General features: G+C 72.4%; 16 protein-coding genes. 5 read left to right on the plus strand and 11 right to left on the minus strand.

Annotated elements, in window-relative coordinates; translation table 11 throughout:
* Position 1: 1 nt before the first annotated feature.
* From P3T37_RS04175 to P3T37_RS04210, 8 genes are all read right to left on the minus strand, one after another.
* On the minus strand, positions 2-193 hold the full coding sequence (locus P3T37_RS04175; RefSeq protein WP_280722022.1) for a hypothetical protein: 192 nt from the start codon (positions 191-193) through the stop codon (positions 2-4).
* Between the two features lie 142 nt (positions 194-335).
* Entirely contained in the window at positions 336-1,733 is a 1,398-nt protein-coding gene (locus tag P3T37_RS04180) for an alpha/beta fold hydrolase (RefSeq protein ID WP_280722023.1), read from the minus strand.
* A 69-nt stretch (positions 1,734-1,802) separates the two neighbouring features.
* Positions 1,803-2,588 carry a hypothetical protein gene (locus P3T37_RS04185; protein ID WP_280722024.1) on the minus strand — a complete coding sequence of 262 codons (786 nt, stop codon included), beginning with the start codon at positions 2,586-2,588 and terminating at the stop codon, positions 1,803-1,805.
* Between the two features lie 34 nt (positions 2,589-2,622).
* Entirely contained in the window at positions 2,623-3,837 is a 1,215-nt protein-coding gene (locus P3T37_RS04190; RefSeq protein ID WP_280722025.1) for a HAMP domain-containing sensor histidine kinase, read from the minus strand.
* A complete protein-coding gene (locus P3T37_RS04195; protein WP_280722026.1) occupies positions 3,834-4,490 on the minus strand; it encodes a response regulator transcription factor in 657 nt (218 codons plus the stop codon). The genes P3T37_RS04190 and P3T37_RS04195 overlap by 4 nt, the downstream gene beginning before the upstream one ends.
* A 4-nt stretch (positions 4,491-4,494) precedes the next feature.
* Complete coding sequence (locus P3T37_RS04200) at positions 4,495-5,313, minus strand: FAD:protein FMN transferase (RefSeq protein WP_280722027.1); 819 nt, start codon at positions 5,311-5,313, stop codon at positions 4,495-4,497.
* Positions 5,314-5,319: 6 nt separating this feature from the next.
* Positions 5,320-5,781 carry an FMN-binding protein gene (locus tag P3T37_RS04205; RefSeq protein ID WP_280722028.1) on the minus strand — a complete coding sequence of 154 codons (462 nt, stop codon included), beginning with the start codon at positions 5,779-5,781 and terminating at the stop codon, positions 5,320-5,322.
* 33 nt (positions 5,782-5,814) lie between these two features.
* On the minus strand, positions 5,815-7,227 hold the full coding sequence (locus tag P3T37_RS04210) for a ferric reductase-like transmembrane domain-containing protein (RefSeq protein ID WP_280722029.1): 1,413 nt from the start codon (positions 7,225-7,227) through the stop codon (positions 5,815-5,817).
* 204 nt (positions 7,228-7,431) lie between these two features.
* Here P3T37_RS04210 and P3T37_RS04215 point away from each other — a divergent pair, with 204 nt between their 5' ends.
* A complete protein-coding gene (locus P3T37_RS04215) occupies positions 7,432-8,640 on the plus strand; it encodes an alpha/beta hydrolase-fold protein (protein ID WP_280722030.1) in 1,209 nt (402 codons plus the stop codon).
* 27 nt (positions 8,641-8,667) lie between these two features.
* On the opposite strand, the gene P3T37_RS04220 is transcribed toward P3T37_RS04215, so the two are convergent.
* Together P3T37_RS04220 and modA are read right to left on the minus strand one after the other, a co-directional pair.
* Positions 8,668-9,573 carry a hypothetical protein gene (locus P3T37_RS04220; RefSeq protein WP_280722031.1) on the minus strand — a complete coding sequence of 302 codons (906 nt, stop codon included), beginning with the start codon at positions 9,571-9,573 and terminating at the stop codon, positions 8,668-8,670.
* A gap of 190 nt (positions 9,574-9,763) precedes the next feature.
* Complete coding sequence (gene modA, locus P3T37_RS04225) at positions 9,764-10,576, minus strand: molybdate ABC transporter substrate-binding protein (protein WP_280722032.1); 813 nt, start codon at positions 10,574-10,576, stop codon at positions 9,764-9,766.
* Between the two features lie 221 nt (positions 10,577-10,797).
* On the opposite strand from modA, the gene P3T37_RS04230 reads away from it, so the two are divergent.
* Complete coding sequence (locus P3T37_RS04230) at positions 10,798-11,328, plus strand: GNAT family N-acetyltransferase (RefSeq protein WP_280722033.1); 531 nt, start codon at positions 10,798-10,800, stop codon at positions 11,326-11,328.
* A gap of 149 nt (positions 11,329-11,477) precedes the next feature.
* Positions 11,478-13,118, plus strand: coding sequence for an APC family permease (locus P3T37_RS04235; RefSeq protein WP_280722034.1), 1,641 nt, complete (start codon positions 11,478-11,480; stop codon positions 13,116-13,118).
* Here the strand turns inward: P3T37_RS04235 and P3T37_RS04240 are convergent.
* Positions 13,112-13,387, minus strand: coding sequence for a hypothetical protein (locus tag P3T37_RS04240; RefSeq protein WP_280722035.1), 276 nt, complete (start codon positions 13,385-13,387; stop codon positions 13,112-13,114). The genes P3T37_RS04235 and P3T37_RS04240 overlap by 7 nt on opposite strands.
* Before the next feature lie 119 nt (positions 13,388-13,506).
* On the opposite strand from P3T37_RS04240, the gene P3T37_RS04245 reads away from it, so the two are divergent.
* Complete coding sequence (locus tag P3T37_RS04245) at positions 13,507-13,803, plus strand: hypothetical protein (protein WP_280722036.1); 297 nt, start codon at positions 13,507-13,509, stop codon at positions 13,801-13,803.
* A 155-nt stretch (positions 13,804-13,958) separates the two neighbouring features.
* Positions 13,959-15,197 carry a glycosyltransferase gene (locus tag P3T37_RS04250; protein WP_280722037.1) on the plus strand — a complete coding sequence of 413 codons (1,239 nt, stop codon included), beginning with the start codon at positions 13,959-13,961 and terminating at the stop codon, positions 15,195-15,197.
* The last annotated feature ends 121 nt before the right edge of the window (positions 15,198-15,318 follow it).

Here is a 15,318-nt window from a genome sequence, read left to right on the forward strand (position 1 = left end):
ATCAGTGCCCGAGGGCGTCGACCTGGCGCTTGAGCAGGTCCTGTGCGGCTGTCCGGTCCGAGGTGGCGGAGTAGTAGTTGACGAAGCAGAGGGTGTTCCCGCGCACAGCGGCGGCGTCGACCACGAACTGGTGTTTGCCGTCGACCTGGCTCTGGGCAAAGCCCAGGCCGTGGACCGCGTCGTCGGTGAACACCGACCCGTGTCCTCCCGCCAACCTCCGGTCATTCCCCGGTACATGTCCTGACAGGGCTGCGGCCAGCAGGAGGGCCGCCGGGAGGGCTCGGCGCAGGAGGCTGGGTATCGGCACCCGAGGATCATGGCAGGGCCGGAGGCCCTCAGCCGCGGCGGGCTCGGTGCCAGGCGCGTTCGGCGGCGGCGAGGTCGGCTTCGGCCTCCCGGCGCTGGGCGGCGAAGAGCAGGCCGTAGCCGAAGGTGTCCTGGCGGTGGGCGCGGGCGTCGGTGAGGAGGGCGAGGACGGCCTCTTCGGCGACCACGCCGTCCTGGTGGCGGCCGAGCGCCTGCTGCAACTCCTTCATGCGCCCGGCGAAGCGGGATCCGGCCTTTCCGGTGAGCGGCAGGACGCTCTCGGCGGTGTAGCGGGCCCGCTTGGCGGCCTTGCGGGCCTGGTGCAGCGCGCCGTCGCGGGCCGGGCCGGGGGGTTCGTCGAAGGCGGGGCGGGCGCGGCGGCCGGTGCGTCGGCGTTCGCGGCGCAGGGTCCGCTCGGCCTCGGCTCCGCCGCGCGCGGCGGCGGCCCGCTCGCGCAGCGGAGGGCGGGCAGCGGTCTCCTCCAGGGCGTCCAGCAGGGCCCGGTAGCGCGGGCTGTCGAGGGCGCGCAGGGCGGCGCGGTGGGCGGTGCGGTAGCGGCGGTCGAAGCGGGTGCGGATCCGCGCGGCCAGCTCCTCGGGGTGCGCGGCGGCGGGCAGGGCGGCGGCCTGGGCGGTGAGCCGTTCCCCGAGCACCTCGGCGTCCCGGGCCCGGCCGAGGATCTTGCCCAGCAGGCGCAGCTCCTCGCCGAGCGGGTCGGTCCGCTCGCGCTCCAGCAGGCGGCGGTGGGCGGTCAGCGCGCTGCGCAGCCGGCGGACGCAGATCCGCATCTGGTGCACGGCGTCGGGCTCGTCGCGGCGCACGGCGGCGTCGAGCGCGGTGAGCTCGGAGAGTCGGCCGCGCAGGTAGTCGGTCAGCACCGCGCCGAGGGAGCCCTCGGGCGCCGGCGCCGGGTCGAGGAACGGCAGCACGAGCGCGAGCAGCTGTTCGGGCCGCCGCGGGACGTCGGTGTGAACGGTGCCGGGCAGCACGGCGAGCTGCGCGTCGGGGATCAGGTCGAGCATCTCGGCGGTGTGCGGGAACCGGACGAAGTCGTGGTCGCCGACCAGCAGCAGGGTGGGCGCGCGCAGCGCCCGCAGCTCGTCGGCGGTGTGGCCCTCGGCCGGTGTGGAGGCGAGGACGAGGCGGGACACCAGCGCGGGGCGGGTCACCGCGAGCTCCAGTGCAACCAGGCCGCCGAGGCTGAACCCCAGGAAGTCGGCCCGGTCGACGTTCAGGTGCGCGAGCAGGGCGGCCACATCGTCGGCGATGTCGGCGGTGCGGCCGTGTCCTCGGAGTTCGACCGCGATCACCCGGTGCTGCTCGGCCAGCGGGGTCAGCAGTGGTCCGAAGCTCGGCTCGACGGTGTGCATCCCGCCGTGCAGCAGCACCAGCGGGTGGCCGGCGCCGCGGATCTCGTGATACGTCATCGCGATCCTCCTGCGCCCGACGGTACGCCGAAGGCGGCGCCGGGCGCAGGAGGGCAGAGCGGGACGGCGTCAGCGGGCGGCGGTGTCCCGGCGGGTCGCCGCCAGGTAGCCGACCAGGACCAGGATCGCCAGGCTCCAGCCCGCCGTGGTCGGCCCGAGGCCCAGGTTGAGCCCGCCGCGCTGGTGGCTGACGGCCATCCAGTCCGCGAAGGACGCGCCGAGCGGCCGGGTCAGCACGTACGCGCACCAGAAGGCGGGGATCGCGCCGAGCCGGAACCGCGCGTGGCCGAGGGCCGGCAGGGCGATCAGCACGGTGAACATGACGCCCGAGGCCAGGTAGCCCAGGCCGAAGGTGGTCGCGGTGAGGTCGCCGACGGCGGTGCCGAGCGCGAAGGTGGCCAGCACGGTGGCCCAGTAGAACAGCTCGCGCCGCCGGGTGCGGATGCTGTGGATGGAGAGGGTGCGCTCGGTCGCGTACCAGGCGCCGAAGACCGCGGCCAGGGCCACCAGGAAGAAGGGGGAGGAGATCAGGTACGGCACGCCCAGGCCGACGTGCAGGACGTCGGCGGCCATGGTGCCGAACACGCTGACCATGACGACGGTGGTCCAGTAGATCCAGGCCACGTACCGCCGCACGCTGAGCTGCACCGCCAGGCAGAGGACCAGGCCCACTCCGCCGGCCGCCACCGCGATCATCGGGTCCATCACGTGCGCCAGGTAGTCGGAGAACGTCTCGCCCATCCCGGTGGTCAGCACCTTGATGATCCAGAACAGCGCCGTCACCTCCGGCACCTTGCTCGTCATCTGCCTGACGTGGGCAGCGGGGCGGTTCTGCTGGAGTTGAGCTGTCGTCATGTGAGGCAGAATGGCACAATCCCACCCAGAGTGTCTACATCGCTGTAGACGAAGTGGATCTCGCGGGCAGCCGCAGCGCGATCGTCAGCCCGCCCCCCGGGCGCACCACCGCCTCGACCAGCCCGCCGTGCGCCAGCGCGACCGCCCGGACGATCGACAGACCCAGCCCGGCACCGTCCGGAGCATCGCCCGCGCCCGCGCTGTGGCGGGTGTGCCGGCCGCGGTGGAAGGGCTCGAAGAGCTGGTCCAGCTGCCCGGGATCCACCGGTGGTCCGTCGTTGGCGACGGTCAGCTCCACCCAGCGGGTGCCGTCGGACCCGCGGACCTCGCGGGTGGCCACCGCCAGCAGCTCGCCCTCGCGGTTGTACTTCACCGCGTTCTCCAACAGGTTGGTCACCGCGATCCCCAGCAGCGCGAGGTTGCCGCGCAGCGGGGTGGCGATCAGCTCGCTCTCCAGGCGCAGGCCGCGCGCCCGGCAACGCGCGGCGACCTGGTCCAGCGCCTCCGCCGCGACGTCCGCGAGGTCGTCGTCCTCGAAGTCGGTGACCCGCTGCTCGGAGCGGGCCAGCACCAGCAGCGCGTCGATCAGCCGCTGCGCCTGCTCGGTGGAGTCGGCGACGTCCTGGGCCATCGCCCGCCACTGCGCCTGGGTGGGGTCGGGCTTGGCGAGCGTCACCTCGACGGCGGCCCGGCTCACCGCCAGCGGCGTGCGCAGCTCGTGGCTGGCGTTGGCGACGAACCGCCGCTGGGTGGCGAAGGCCGCGTCCAGCCGCTGGAGCATCTCGTCGAAGGTGTCGCCGAGCTCCTTCAGCTCGTCGGGCGGCCCGGGCAGGTTCAGCCGCTCGTGCAGCGTGGTGCCGCTGGCACGGCGGGCCGCCGCGGTGATGTCCTTGATCGGCCGCAGCATCCGGCCGGCCACCCACCAGCCCAGCAGCGCCGAGACCGCGACCACCAGCAGGAGCAGCAGCAGGGCGTCGCGCAGCAGGTGCGAGACGGCGGCGTCGCGGATCTGGTCGCTCAGGCTGAGGATGTGGTCGTGGTCGGGATCGAGCCGGCCGGGGATCGCGGAGGCGGGCAGCGGCCGGAAGATCGCGTGGTAGAACGCCGTGGTCATGGCCAGCACCAGCGCGCTGCCGCCGACCGTGAACAGGGCCGCGTAGGTGAGGGTGAGGCGCGCGCGGATCGTCAGCGGCGGGTGCACCAGCCACGACCGCAGCCGTCGCCACCCTGACGGCCCGCGCGCGCTCACGGCGCGATCCGGTAGCCGGCGCCGACCAGGGTCTCCACCAGGTCGGGCTGTCCCAGCTTGCGGCGCAGCCGGTTCACGGTGACCCGGACGGTGTTGGTGAACGGGTCGGTGTGCTCGTCCCAGGCCCGCTCCAGCAGCTGCTCGTGGCTGAGCACCGCGCCGTTCGCGCTGAGCAGCACCTGGAGGACGGTGAACTCCTTCGCGGTCAGCGTGATCGGCCGCCCCGAGCGGTGGACGGTGCGGCGCAGCGTGTCCATGGTCAGCTCGCCGCAGGTCAGCTGCGCCGGGTGCGAGCGCCCCCGGCGGGCCAGCGCCCGCACCCGCAGGGTGAGCTCGGTGAACGAGAACGGCTTGCCGAGGTAGTCGTCGGCGCCCAGGGTCAGGCCGTCCACCCGGTCGTCGGTGCCGGACAGCGCGGTCAGCATCAGGATCATCGGCGCGGCGGCGCGCCCCGACAGCCGCTTGCAGACTTCGTCGCCGGGGGTGCCGGGCAGGTCGCGGTCCAGGACGAGGACGTCGTAGGTGTTCAGCTCGGCCTTGTCGAGAGCGTCGGTGCCGTCATGGCTGACGTCGACCGCCATGCCCTGGTCACGCAGTCCCTCGGCGATGCGCGCGGCCAGGCGTTGTTCGTCCTCGACGACCAGAATCCGCATGGGCTCATCCTCTCTCAGTCCGTGCCGGAAGGAGGGCCGCCAGGTCGGCGGTCCACCAGGTCGCCCCGGAGGGGTCGACGGTCAGTGCCTGGTAGCCGGTGCGCTCGGCCAGGTCGTTCAGCCAGTCGCGGGCGGCGGCCGCGCCGTGCGGGCCGTCGGCCAGCGCCAGGGCGGCGGTCGCGTAGCCGTCGGCGCGGGCCAGGTCGGGTCCGGTGACGGTGACCTGGGCCAGCGCGGTGGCGCGCCGGCCGCTGGACGGGTTGAACACGTGCGCGCCGCGCTCGGCGGTGCCGGAGGTGGCCACCGCGCCGTCGCGGACGGTCAGGACGGTGAGCACGGTGCCCGGCCGGTGCGGATCGGTCAGCCCTACCCGCCAGGGCGTCCGGTCCTCCTCGCCGACCCGCAGCCGGACGTCGCCGCCCGCGTTGAGCGTGTGGCGGGTCAGCCCGTGTTCGGTCAGCAGCTCGCCGGCCCGTTCGGTCGCCCAGCCCTTGACCGCGCCGCAGGGGTCGAACCCGGGCGGGTCGCCGACCGCCCAGGCGTCGAAGGCGCCGTCGCTGTCCTGCTTCAACTCCTCGCACAGGGCGAGCACTTCACGGATCTCGGGGCCGTCGGGGCAGCCGTCGACGGCGCTCAGCGGCAGCCTGCCGTCGCGGATCCGGCTGATCGGGCTGTCGGGACGGAACGGCGAGAAGACCTCGTCGACGTGCCGCAGCCACCCGAACGCCGCGTCGGCCGCCGCCCCGAGAACGGTCGCCTTCACCGTGTCGGGGACGGCCAGCGAGACGACGGTGCCCATGACGGTCGCGGTCGCGGTGCGCATCGGGGGCTACTTCCCGGCCGCGTCGAGGGCGGCCTGAAGCGACTGCGCGTAGCCCTCGGAGGTGTAGGTCGCGCCCGACACCACGTCGATGTTCGCGTTCTGCGCCGTCAGCGCCTCGGACTTCAGGACGGGCAGGGCGTAGGAGTCGATCTGCGAGCTGTGGCCGCCGTAGGTCTGCTGGAGCACCACGATGTCGGTCAGCTTGCCGCCGGACTCGACGGCCTGGACCTGCACCGGGCCGTAGCGGGTGTCGATCTCGCTGCCGGTGAACTTCCCGCTGCCGGGCGTGCCCCCGGACGCGGCACCGGAGGACGGCGCGGTGGACGGCGCGGTGGACGGCGCCGCCGCCGCGGGCTGCGGCGCATCCGCCAGCGCGGAGCGCGGCGAGCCGCCGGACTGCGCCTTCACCCCGAGCAGCAGCGTGATGCCGGCGGCGGTGGAGCACAGGGCCATGGTGGTCTTGCGCATGGGCGTGGCCCTCCTCGAATCAGGACTTCGGGTTCAGAACTCGAACGCTTCGGTGTGGATCCGGCCCTGCGCCACCCCGGCGTAGCGCAGCTGCTCCGTGACGCTCTCGGTCATCCCGGCGGGTCCGCACAGGAACACCTCGCGGTGGGCCAGGTCGGGCACCATCCGGCGCAGCTGCCCGGCGGCCAGCGGGTCGGTGCCCGCCGCACGCGGCCCCACCAGCGGGTAGAGGCCGAAGCCGCGCCGCTGGGCGATCGCCTGGAGCTCGCGGTGCAGCACCAGGTCGGCCTCGCTGGAGGCGCGGTAGAGCAGGATCACGTCCGAGCCGCGGCCGGGCAGCGTCTCGAACAGCGCCCGGATCGGGGTGATGCCCGCGCCACCGGCGATCAGCAGGACCCGCCGGTTCCGGCCGGCCCGGCGCGCGGTGAAGGCGCCGTACGGGCCCTCGAACCAGACCCGGGTCCCGGGCCGCAGCCGCGCCAGCGACGCGCTGGAGGCGCCCAGGTCCTTCACCGTGATGCGCAGCGTGCCCGCGCCGGGCGCCGCCGAGAACGAGTAGGGGTGCGACTGCCACCACTGGCCGGGGGCCAGGAACCGCCAGCGGGCGAACTGCCCGGCCTCGGCGTTCAGCAGCTCCAGGTCGCGTCCGGTCAGGTGGATCGAGACCACGCCCGGCCCCTCCCGGACCACCCGCGCCACCCGCAGCCGGTGGCGCAGCGAGCGCCGCAGCGGCAGCCCGATCCGGAAGACCAGCACGGCCGCAGCCACCGCCAGGTGCGCGCCCGACCACAGCAGCCGGTTGCGCGCGGAGGCGGAGAAGTCCGCGCCGACCGCGAACTCGTGCGCGAAGGCCAGGCCCATCGCGACGTAGACCAGCAGGTGGACGTGGTACCAGGTCTCGTAGGCGAGCTTGCGGCGCACCGCGCGGGCCGAGACGACGCCCACCAGCACCAGCAGCACCAGCGCGACGGCGGACAGCAGCACGTCCGGGTAGTCGAAGACGACGGTGACGCCCTCGGAGACCGGGTTCGTCCCCGCCTGCCAGGCGTAGCCCAGGATGATCAGCACCGCGTGCGCCACCGCCAGCGCCACGGTGTACTCGCCGAGCTTGCGGTGGTGGCGGGCCACGACGTCCGAGCCCACCCGGTTCTCCAGCCAGGGCACCCGCGCCATCAGCGCGACCAGCACCAGCAGCAGGTAGGCGGCGAGCAGTCCGGAGATCCGTCCGCTCGCGGTCAGCCAGTCACCGGGGCCGCGCAGCGAGCCCGGGATGGTGTTCTGCCACCACACCGCGAGCACCGCCGGCACCCCGGACCAGATCACCAGCAGCAGGGCCCGCTCCCACAGGGCCCCGGCTCCGGGCACCCCCGGCAGCCCGGGCGGCCGAGCCGCGGGCCTGCCCCGATGCCGGGCCGCGCGCGTGCTGGTTGCGCTCGCTGTCGGCATGAGCGGCTCCCGTCATGGTGCGAGTACTGACTGACGGGATCACTCTCGCGCCACGGGCATAACAGGGCTGTAACAGCCCCATGGGGCCCCTGCGCTGTGACGTGTTTCTCATCTCTCTTATGATCATGGGCGTAACCGAACGCGCCCCCGGCTTCGTCCTTGCCCGTGAACCGCGCGGTCCGACCCGGGATATTGAGAGCACGCATGCAGCTGACAGGCACCCCCTTCCTCCTCCTCACGATCGTGCTCTTCGTGGGCTCGATCGTGCTGGCCGCGATGCAGTGGAGCAGGGCCGGCGGGGCCCCGCGCGAGCAGGTCCAGCCGCAGGGCCGGGCGGGCGGCCGGGCGGCGGGCCGGGCCGCCGGCCGTCGGCGGGGACGGGAGCGGGCAGCCGCGCGCGGGCCGCTGCGGACCGTCGGCTACCTGGCCTCGATCCTGTTCTGCCAGGCCACCGCCGTGATGCTGGTCTTCGTACTGGTCAACAACGCCAACCAGCTCTACGACACCTGGGGCGACCTGCTGGGCACCGCGAACCACGTCCGGACGGTGGCCGCGCCGCCGCCGGACCACGGCCTGGTGGCCGACACGACGCGGGCCAAGGTGATCCAGAACTTCCAGCCGGTGGGCGACAGCGCGGTGCCCGGCGACGTGCGGACCACCGACCTGAAGGGTCAACTCTCCGGTGTCGACGGCGAGGTGGTGGTCTGGACGCCGCCGCAGTACAACGACCCGGCGTACAAGGACAAGACCTTCCCGGTGGTGGAACTGCTGGCCGGCTTCCCCGGCTCCTCCAGCGCCTGGTTCGGCAGCATGGACGTCTCCAAGCAGCTCGCGCCGCTGATGACCTCCGGCCAGGTGACGCCCTTCATCCTGGTCTCGCCGCGCGTCACCCTGCTCGGTGGGGACACCGACACCGGCTGCGCCGACGTCCCCGGCAAGATCAACGCGGAGACCTGGTTCGCGCGCGACGTGCCGCAGATGGTGCTCGACAACTTCCGCGTCGACGCCTCCGCCGCGCGCTGGGCGGTGGCCGGCTACTCGGCGGGCGCGCACTGCGCCACCCGGCTCGCGCTGTCCCACCCCGACCGCTTCCGCGCCGCGGTCAGCATGTCGGGCTACAACGACCCGATGGCCGAGCCCAAGTCGCTGACCGCCAAGGACGCGCACCTGCGGGAGATCTCCAACCCGCTCTACATCCTGACCCACGCCGCGACCCCGCCGAACGTGGCGATCTACGAGACCGGCCGCAAGGGCGACGGCCTGGAGGACGCCCTCGCACTCCAGCAGGCGGCGAAGGCCCCCACCGCCGTGACCGCGGTGGAGAACCCGGGCGCCCATCTGATCAGCACCTGGAAGCCGATGGTGCCGACCGTCTTCAAGTGGCTCTCCACCCTCATCCCGGCCGGCAGCTGAGCCCGGCCGGGATGAGCAGGGCCGCTGTTACTGCAGGGTGACGATCCGCCGCATGCCGAGGGCGGCGTGCGGCACGCCCAACGTCTCGTCGGGCACCAGGCAGAGCAGCGCGTACGTGCCCGGCTGCAGGCCGTGGGCCTGGATCGCGGCGCTGTGGTCCGGCGAGATGCCGCCGAACCCGGTGCCCGGGCCGGTGAACGGGGACGCCGGCTTCCCACCGGCCGCGAGGGCGGCGTAGTAGGCGTCCAACTGGGCGTCGGTGGTCCCGGCGGCGACCGGACGCAGCTGCATCTCGTGGATCTCGGTGGACTCGTTGTGCACCAGGTAGGCCAGGTGCGCGTGGTCGAGGTCCTCGGTCTGGAAGCGCGGGCCGGCGAACGAGTCGCGCTCGATCACCATGCCGTCCTGGAAGCGGGCCTGGTTGGCGCTCTGGCCGCTGGTGCCCACCAGGTCCAGACGCTTCGTCACCGGGTGCGCGGGGTCGGCCCGCAGCGCTGTGAGGTCCACCAGGTAGACGGCGCCGGGGGAGATCTCCTCGGTGAACTGCTCGTGGACCTGCGGGGTGACCAGCGCGCCGCCCAGCGCGTCGGCCTCGGTGCGGAAGGCCTTGATCCCCGCGGCCGCGGTGGCCGGATCCGCGCTGACGGAGGCGGCCAGGTCGCTCATCGCCTTCTCGGGGGTGACACCGTCGTGCGGGCGCAGCAGCTGGAGCTGGCGGCCGCTCGCGTCGTCCGTCGCCACCCGGAAGCTGACCAGTCCGCCCGTGTGGCTGCCGTCCGGCACCTGGATGCCGGCGGCACCCAGGCTGACCTCGATCGGGTGGTCCTCGGGCGAGGTCGCACCCGCCGGGCCCACCCCGCCGAGGACCGCGGCGAAGGTGAGGGTGGTGACGGCGGCCGCTCGCGCGGCCCGGATGTGGAGTTGCTCCGACATGAACATCCTTTCAGGAGGAGATCCCTGAGGAGTCCCCAGCGACGCGGGCGACCCAGCAGATTGCGGGCAGATACGAACCGATCGGGCTAGGTTCTGGTCCGACCGAGTGGAAGGCGGAGCAGATGCGGGCGATCCGGGCGATCGGGCACGCGCTGGGTCACCGCCGGGTACGCCGTCGCCCACCGCCTGATCAGGACGGCGGCATGAAGCCCGCGGCGGTGAGGACCTTGCGGCCGTCGGGCGACTCGACCAGGGCGACGAAGGCCGCCGCGCCGGCACTGTTGGGGGCGTGGGTGAGCGGGGCGATCGGGTAGTCGTTGATGGCGGAGGAGGCCTCGTGGAAGTTGACGCCGGTGACCTTCGATCCGGCGGCCAGCACGTCGGTCTGGTAGACGAGCGAGGCGTCGGCCTCGTCCAGTTCGACCTTGGTCAGCGCGCTCTTCACGTCCGCCTCGTAACTGGCGGGCGTCAGCTGCACGTTGCCGGTGGTCAGGACGGTCTGCGCGGCGGCGCCGCAGGGGACCTGCTTCGCGCAGAGCACGACCTTCAGGCCGGGCTTGGCGAGATCCTGGAGGGTGGTGATCTTCTGCGGGTTGCCGGGCACCACGGCGATCTCCAGCTCGTTGCGCACGAAGACCTTCGGCGTGCCGACCGCGTCGCTCTGGTCGGTGACGGTCTTCATGGTCGCCGGGCTGGCCGCGGCGAAGACGTCGGCGGGGGCGCCGGCCACGATGCTGGCGGCGAGGGCGTCGCTGCCGGCGAAGTTGAAGACCACCTTGGTGCCGGGATGCGTCGCCTCGAACTGCTTGCCGAGCGTGGTGAAGGTGTCCTGGAGCGAGGCGGCCGCGAAGACCGTGATCGTGCCGCTGACGCTCGCGGCGGCGGACGCCGAGCCGGCGGAGGAGGCAGCGCTCGACGACGAACCGGAGGAGCAGCCGCTGACGGCCAGCACGGCGGCGGCACAGCCCGCCGCCAGCGCCAGGCGGACGGTACGGGACGGCACAGGGGTCTCCTCATGGTGGGTGCGAGGGGCGGGCGGGCTGAGCCTAAGGCCGCAGATGCGAGGGGACTCGGTACATTCGCACAGCATTCACCCGCTTGGCCGGGCTGCGGCGGGCTCCTGGGGCGGGCGCCATGGATGACGAACGCGCACGCGCGGCAGCACTGTTGGACGCCCAGGCCAAGGCGGTCTGACCTGGTCCGGCGCAATGGGAGGATGGGGGCATGACCGAGATCCTCACCCCCCGCCTCCTGCTGCGCCGCTGGCAGGACGACGACCTGGCCGCCATGGCGGAGATCAACGCCGACCCGCTGGTGATGCAGTTCATCGGCGACGGCAACCCGCGGGACCTGGAGCAGACGGCCGAGTCGATCGAGCACTGGGAGGAGGAGTGGGACGAGGAGGGCTTCGGCCTCTTCGCGGTCGAGCTGCTGGGCTCGGGCGAGCTGATCGGGTTCGCCGGTCTGTCCGTCCCCGAGTTCCTTCCGGAGGTGCTGCCCGCGGTGGAGATCGGCTGGCGGCTCGGCCGGCAGTTCTGGGGCCAGGGCTACGCCTCCGAAGCCGCCCACGCGGTCCTGGAGTTCGCCCTGGAGGACCGCGGGCTCGACCGGGTGATCAGCATCATCAGGCTCGGCAACGATGCCTCGGAGAACGTGGCGCACAAGCTCGGCATGGAGCTGGACCACGAGACGACGCACCCGGTCTCCGGCTTCCCGCTGCGGGTGCACGCCATCGACCTGACCGAGTACGCCTGAGGCCAACGCGGCTTGCCCGATCCCGGTCAGTCTGACAACTCGGCCGGACGAGTGGCCGTTTCGGCGTGTGCCAGCGCTGCACCCGCGGTGCGTCGGTAGCTCTGCGGCACTGTTCGGATCGTATCGCCGCGATCCGAGAGGCCGCATCCATGGCATCGACTGGCCAGCTCACCCCACCCTCCTCGCCGAAGCACGCCCTGCGCCGAGAGGTGGGGATGATCGGCCTGCTCTGGGCGTCGGTGGGCGCGATCATCGGCTCGGGCTGGCTCTTCGGGGCCGAGAAGGCCGTCACGGCGGCCGGGCCCGCCGCGCTGGTCTCGTGGGGGATCGGCGCGGTGGCGATCATCCTGCTGGCCCTGGTGCACGCCGAGTTGGGCGGGCTCTTCCCGGTCGCGGGCGGCACCGCGCGCTACCCGCACTACGCCTTCGGCGGTTTCGCGGGGATGTCCTTCGGCTGGTTCTCCTGGCTCCAGGCGGCGACCATCGCGCCGATCGAGGTGCAGGCGATGATCGGCTATGCCCGGCACTGGAGTTGGGCGGACGGCTTCCAGCACAAGGACAGCACGCTGACCGCCTCGGGCTTTGTCGTCGCGATGCTGCTGCTGGCCCTCTTCGTCGCCGTGAACTTCCTCGGCGTCAAGTGGCTCGCGAACACCAACAGTGCGGCGACCTGGTGGAAGGTGGCGATCCCGCTGCTCACCATCCTGGTGTTCGCGGTGAAGGAGTTCCACGGCTCCAACTTCACCTCCCAGGGCTTCGCGCCGTACGGCGCCCGGGGCGTGCTGTCGGCGATCAGCACCAGCGGGGTGATCTTCGCGCTGCTCGGCTTCGAGCAGGCCATCCAGTGGGCCGGCGAGAGCATGAACCCGCGCCGTGACATCCCGCGCGCGGTGCTGGGGTCGGTGCTGATCGGCAGCCTGGTCTACATCCTGCTCCAGGTGGTGTTCATCGGGGCGCTCCCGGCCGAGAGCTTCGCCGGCGGGTGGTCCCACCTCACCTACACGGGCATCAGCGGCCCGTTCGCCGGCCTCGCCACGGTGATCGGGCTCGGCTGGCTGGCCAGCCTGCTGTACATCGACGCCATCATCTCGCCCGGCGGCACCGGCCTGATCTACATCACCTCCAGCTCGCGGATCACCTACGGGCTGAGCCGCAACGGCTATGCCCCGGAGTTGATGCAGGCCACCGACCGGCGCGCGGTGCCGTGGATCGGCCTGATCGTCGCCTTCGTGGCCGGGGTGCTCTGCTTCCTGCCGTTCCCGAGCTGGCAGAAGCTGGTCAGCTTCATCACCTCCGCGGTCGTGCTGATGTACGCGGGCGCCCCGCTGGCCTTCGGCGTGCTGCGCAAGCGCATGCCGGGGACCGAGCGGCCCTACCGCCTGCCGGCCGGGTCGGTGGTCTCGCCGGTGGCCTTCGCGATCGCCAGCCTGGTCATCTACTGGGCGGGCTGGGACACCCTCTGGCGCCTGGGCGCCTCGATCCTGCTCGGCTACCTGCTGCTCGGCTCGTACGCCGCCTACGCGCAGTCCAAGCGCCTGCCGGGCGCGCCGCGGATGGACTTCCGGGCGGGGCAGTGGCTGCCGGTCTACCTGGTCGGGATGGGCGTGATCTCCTGGCAGGGCCAGTTCGGCGTCGGCGCCACCAAGAACCTGCCGCTCTGGTGGGACATCGGCGTGGTGGTGGTGTTCGCGCTGGTGACCTACTACTGGGCGCTGGCGGTCTCGCTGCCGGTGGAGGAGATCGAGCGGAACATCCGCGGCGTCGAGGTCATGGACGCCGGCGGTCACTGAGCAGGCGTGCTGCGCAAAGCGGCGTCGCAGGCGGGGCAGCGCCGGGTGGCGTGCGCGGGCGGGTACCAGGGGTCCTCGGGGGAGGCCGGCCGGTAGGCCTCCTCGTCCAGGACGGTCGCGTCCAGCCCGCACAGGGTGCGCGGCGGCGGGGCCTGCGAGGCGTCGGCGGCGTGCACCCAGCGGACCCGGGCGCCGATGTCGACCTCGTCCGCGCCGAGCACCTCGGTGGAGGACTCCAGTTCCAGCAGGATGGTCAGCAGCTTGTCCATGCTTCGACCCTGCACCGTCCCGCCGTGCGCCGCACGGCCGGGGCGGTTTTGAGCAGGAGGCGCGACTGTGGCACAGTTAACACTGTGTTTCCGATCGATTGCCTGGAGTGACGAGCGCGATGCTGACGTCCTTTGCCCGCCCTGCGGGCCACGCCCCTTGCGAGGAGGCCGGCGAGCGGCGGGTGCTGGTCAAGTGCATGGGCCGCACCTACGAGACCAGCGCCGCCGGCGAGCGGATCATCGTCAGCGACGTCACGGACATCACCCGCCCGCTCGCGCTGGGCGCGGCCGTCCGCTCCGGCGACGCGCTGTGGGACGTGCGTGCCTTCGACGGACGGGCCCTGCTGCACACCAGTGACCTGCTGACCGCACTGGTCGCGCTGCGTGAGGACTACACCTCCTCGGCCAGGCGCTGAGCTGATCCACCGGCTGAGCATTTCGGTCGGCCGTGTGAAGAGAACAGGACAATTCTCGGGGAAACCTCCACCAACCGTTGGTCAAAAGGTATCTAATCTCGGGTGAGCGGATTCAACCCAGGGGCGGGCGTCGGCCGGTGGCCGATGGAGGGCAGATGCTGACTTCCTTATTCATGATCACGGTGTCCGGAATACTGTTCTGGATGGCGGCACTCACCCTCTGGTGGATGCTGCACGCCTGGCGGACGCCGGAGACGCTGGCGGGCACGGGCTTCGGGCCCGCGGACGGCGTCTGCGGCCTCTCGTTCTCCTTACTGGTCCCGGCCCGGCACGAGCAGGAGGTGCTGGAGCGCACGGTCGAACGGCTGCTGGAATCCGGCCACACCGCGTACGAGATCCTCGTGATCGTCGGCCACGACGACCCGCAGACCGCCGAGGTGGCGCTGCGGATGGCCGACCGGGCGCCGGAGCGGGTGCGGGTGGTCACGGACACCCACGAGGTCAAGAACAAGCCGAAGGCCCTCAATACCGCGCTCCCGTACTGCCGCGGTGAGGTGGTGGGCGTCTTCGACGCCGAGGACCAGGTCCACCCGGACCTGCTCGCCCACGTCGACCACGCCTTCCGGGCCAGCGGCGCCGCCGTGGTGCAGGGCGGCGTGCAGCTGATCAACTTCCACTCCAGCTGGTACAGCCTGCGCAACTGCCTGGAGTACTTCTTCTGGTTCCGCAGCCGGCTGCACCTGCATGCCAGGAAGGGCTTCATCCCGCTCGGCGGCAACACCGTCTTCGTCCGGACCGAGGTGCTGCGCGCGGCCGGCGGCTGGGACCAGGACTGCCTGGCGGAGGACTGCGACCTGGGCGTCCGGCTCTCCAGCGGCGGCGCCAAGGTGGTGGTCGCGTACGACAGCGCGATGGTGACCCGGGAGGAGACCCCGGGCACCCTCTACAGCCTGCTCAAGCAGCGCACCCGCTGGAACCAGGGCTTCCTCCAGGTCTACCGGAAGAAGGAGTGGCGGCGGCTGCCCTCGCTGCGCCAGCGGCTGCTGGCCCGATGGACCCTCACCACGCCGTTCCTGCAGGCGTTCTCGGGCGTGGTGATCCCGATCGACCTGCTGCTCGCGCTGAGCGTGAAGCTGCCCGTCTCGGTGGCGCTCTTCTCCTTCGTCCCCGCCGTTCCGGCGCTCGCCACCATCGCCTTCGAGGCCGTCGCCCTGCACGACTTCGGCGTGCAGTACGACCTGCGGGTGCGGCCCGTGCACTACCTGAAGCTGATCGCGGGCGGCCCGCTCTACCAGGTGGTGCTGGCCGGGGCGGCGCTGCGCGCGGTCTGGCGCGAGCACCGCGGCCAGCGCGGCTGGGAACTGACCAGACACGTGGGCGCGCATCTCGGCTGAGGTGCGCGGGAATCCGCCGCCGACAGGCCACGGGATTCCAGTGAAAACCCGAAACATCCTGTGCTGACAGTCGGGAGCCGAACGATACCGGTCGGCTATTCGACGCTGCTTTCCCATGCCT

Origin of the sequence: Kitasatospora sp. MAA4, from assembly GCF_029893355.1 — a bacterium.
In the GTDB taxonomy this organism is placed as follows: Bacteria; Actinomycetota; Actinomycetes; order Streptomycetales; family Streptomycetaceae; genus Kitasatospora.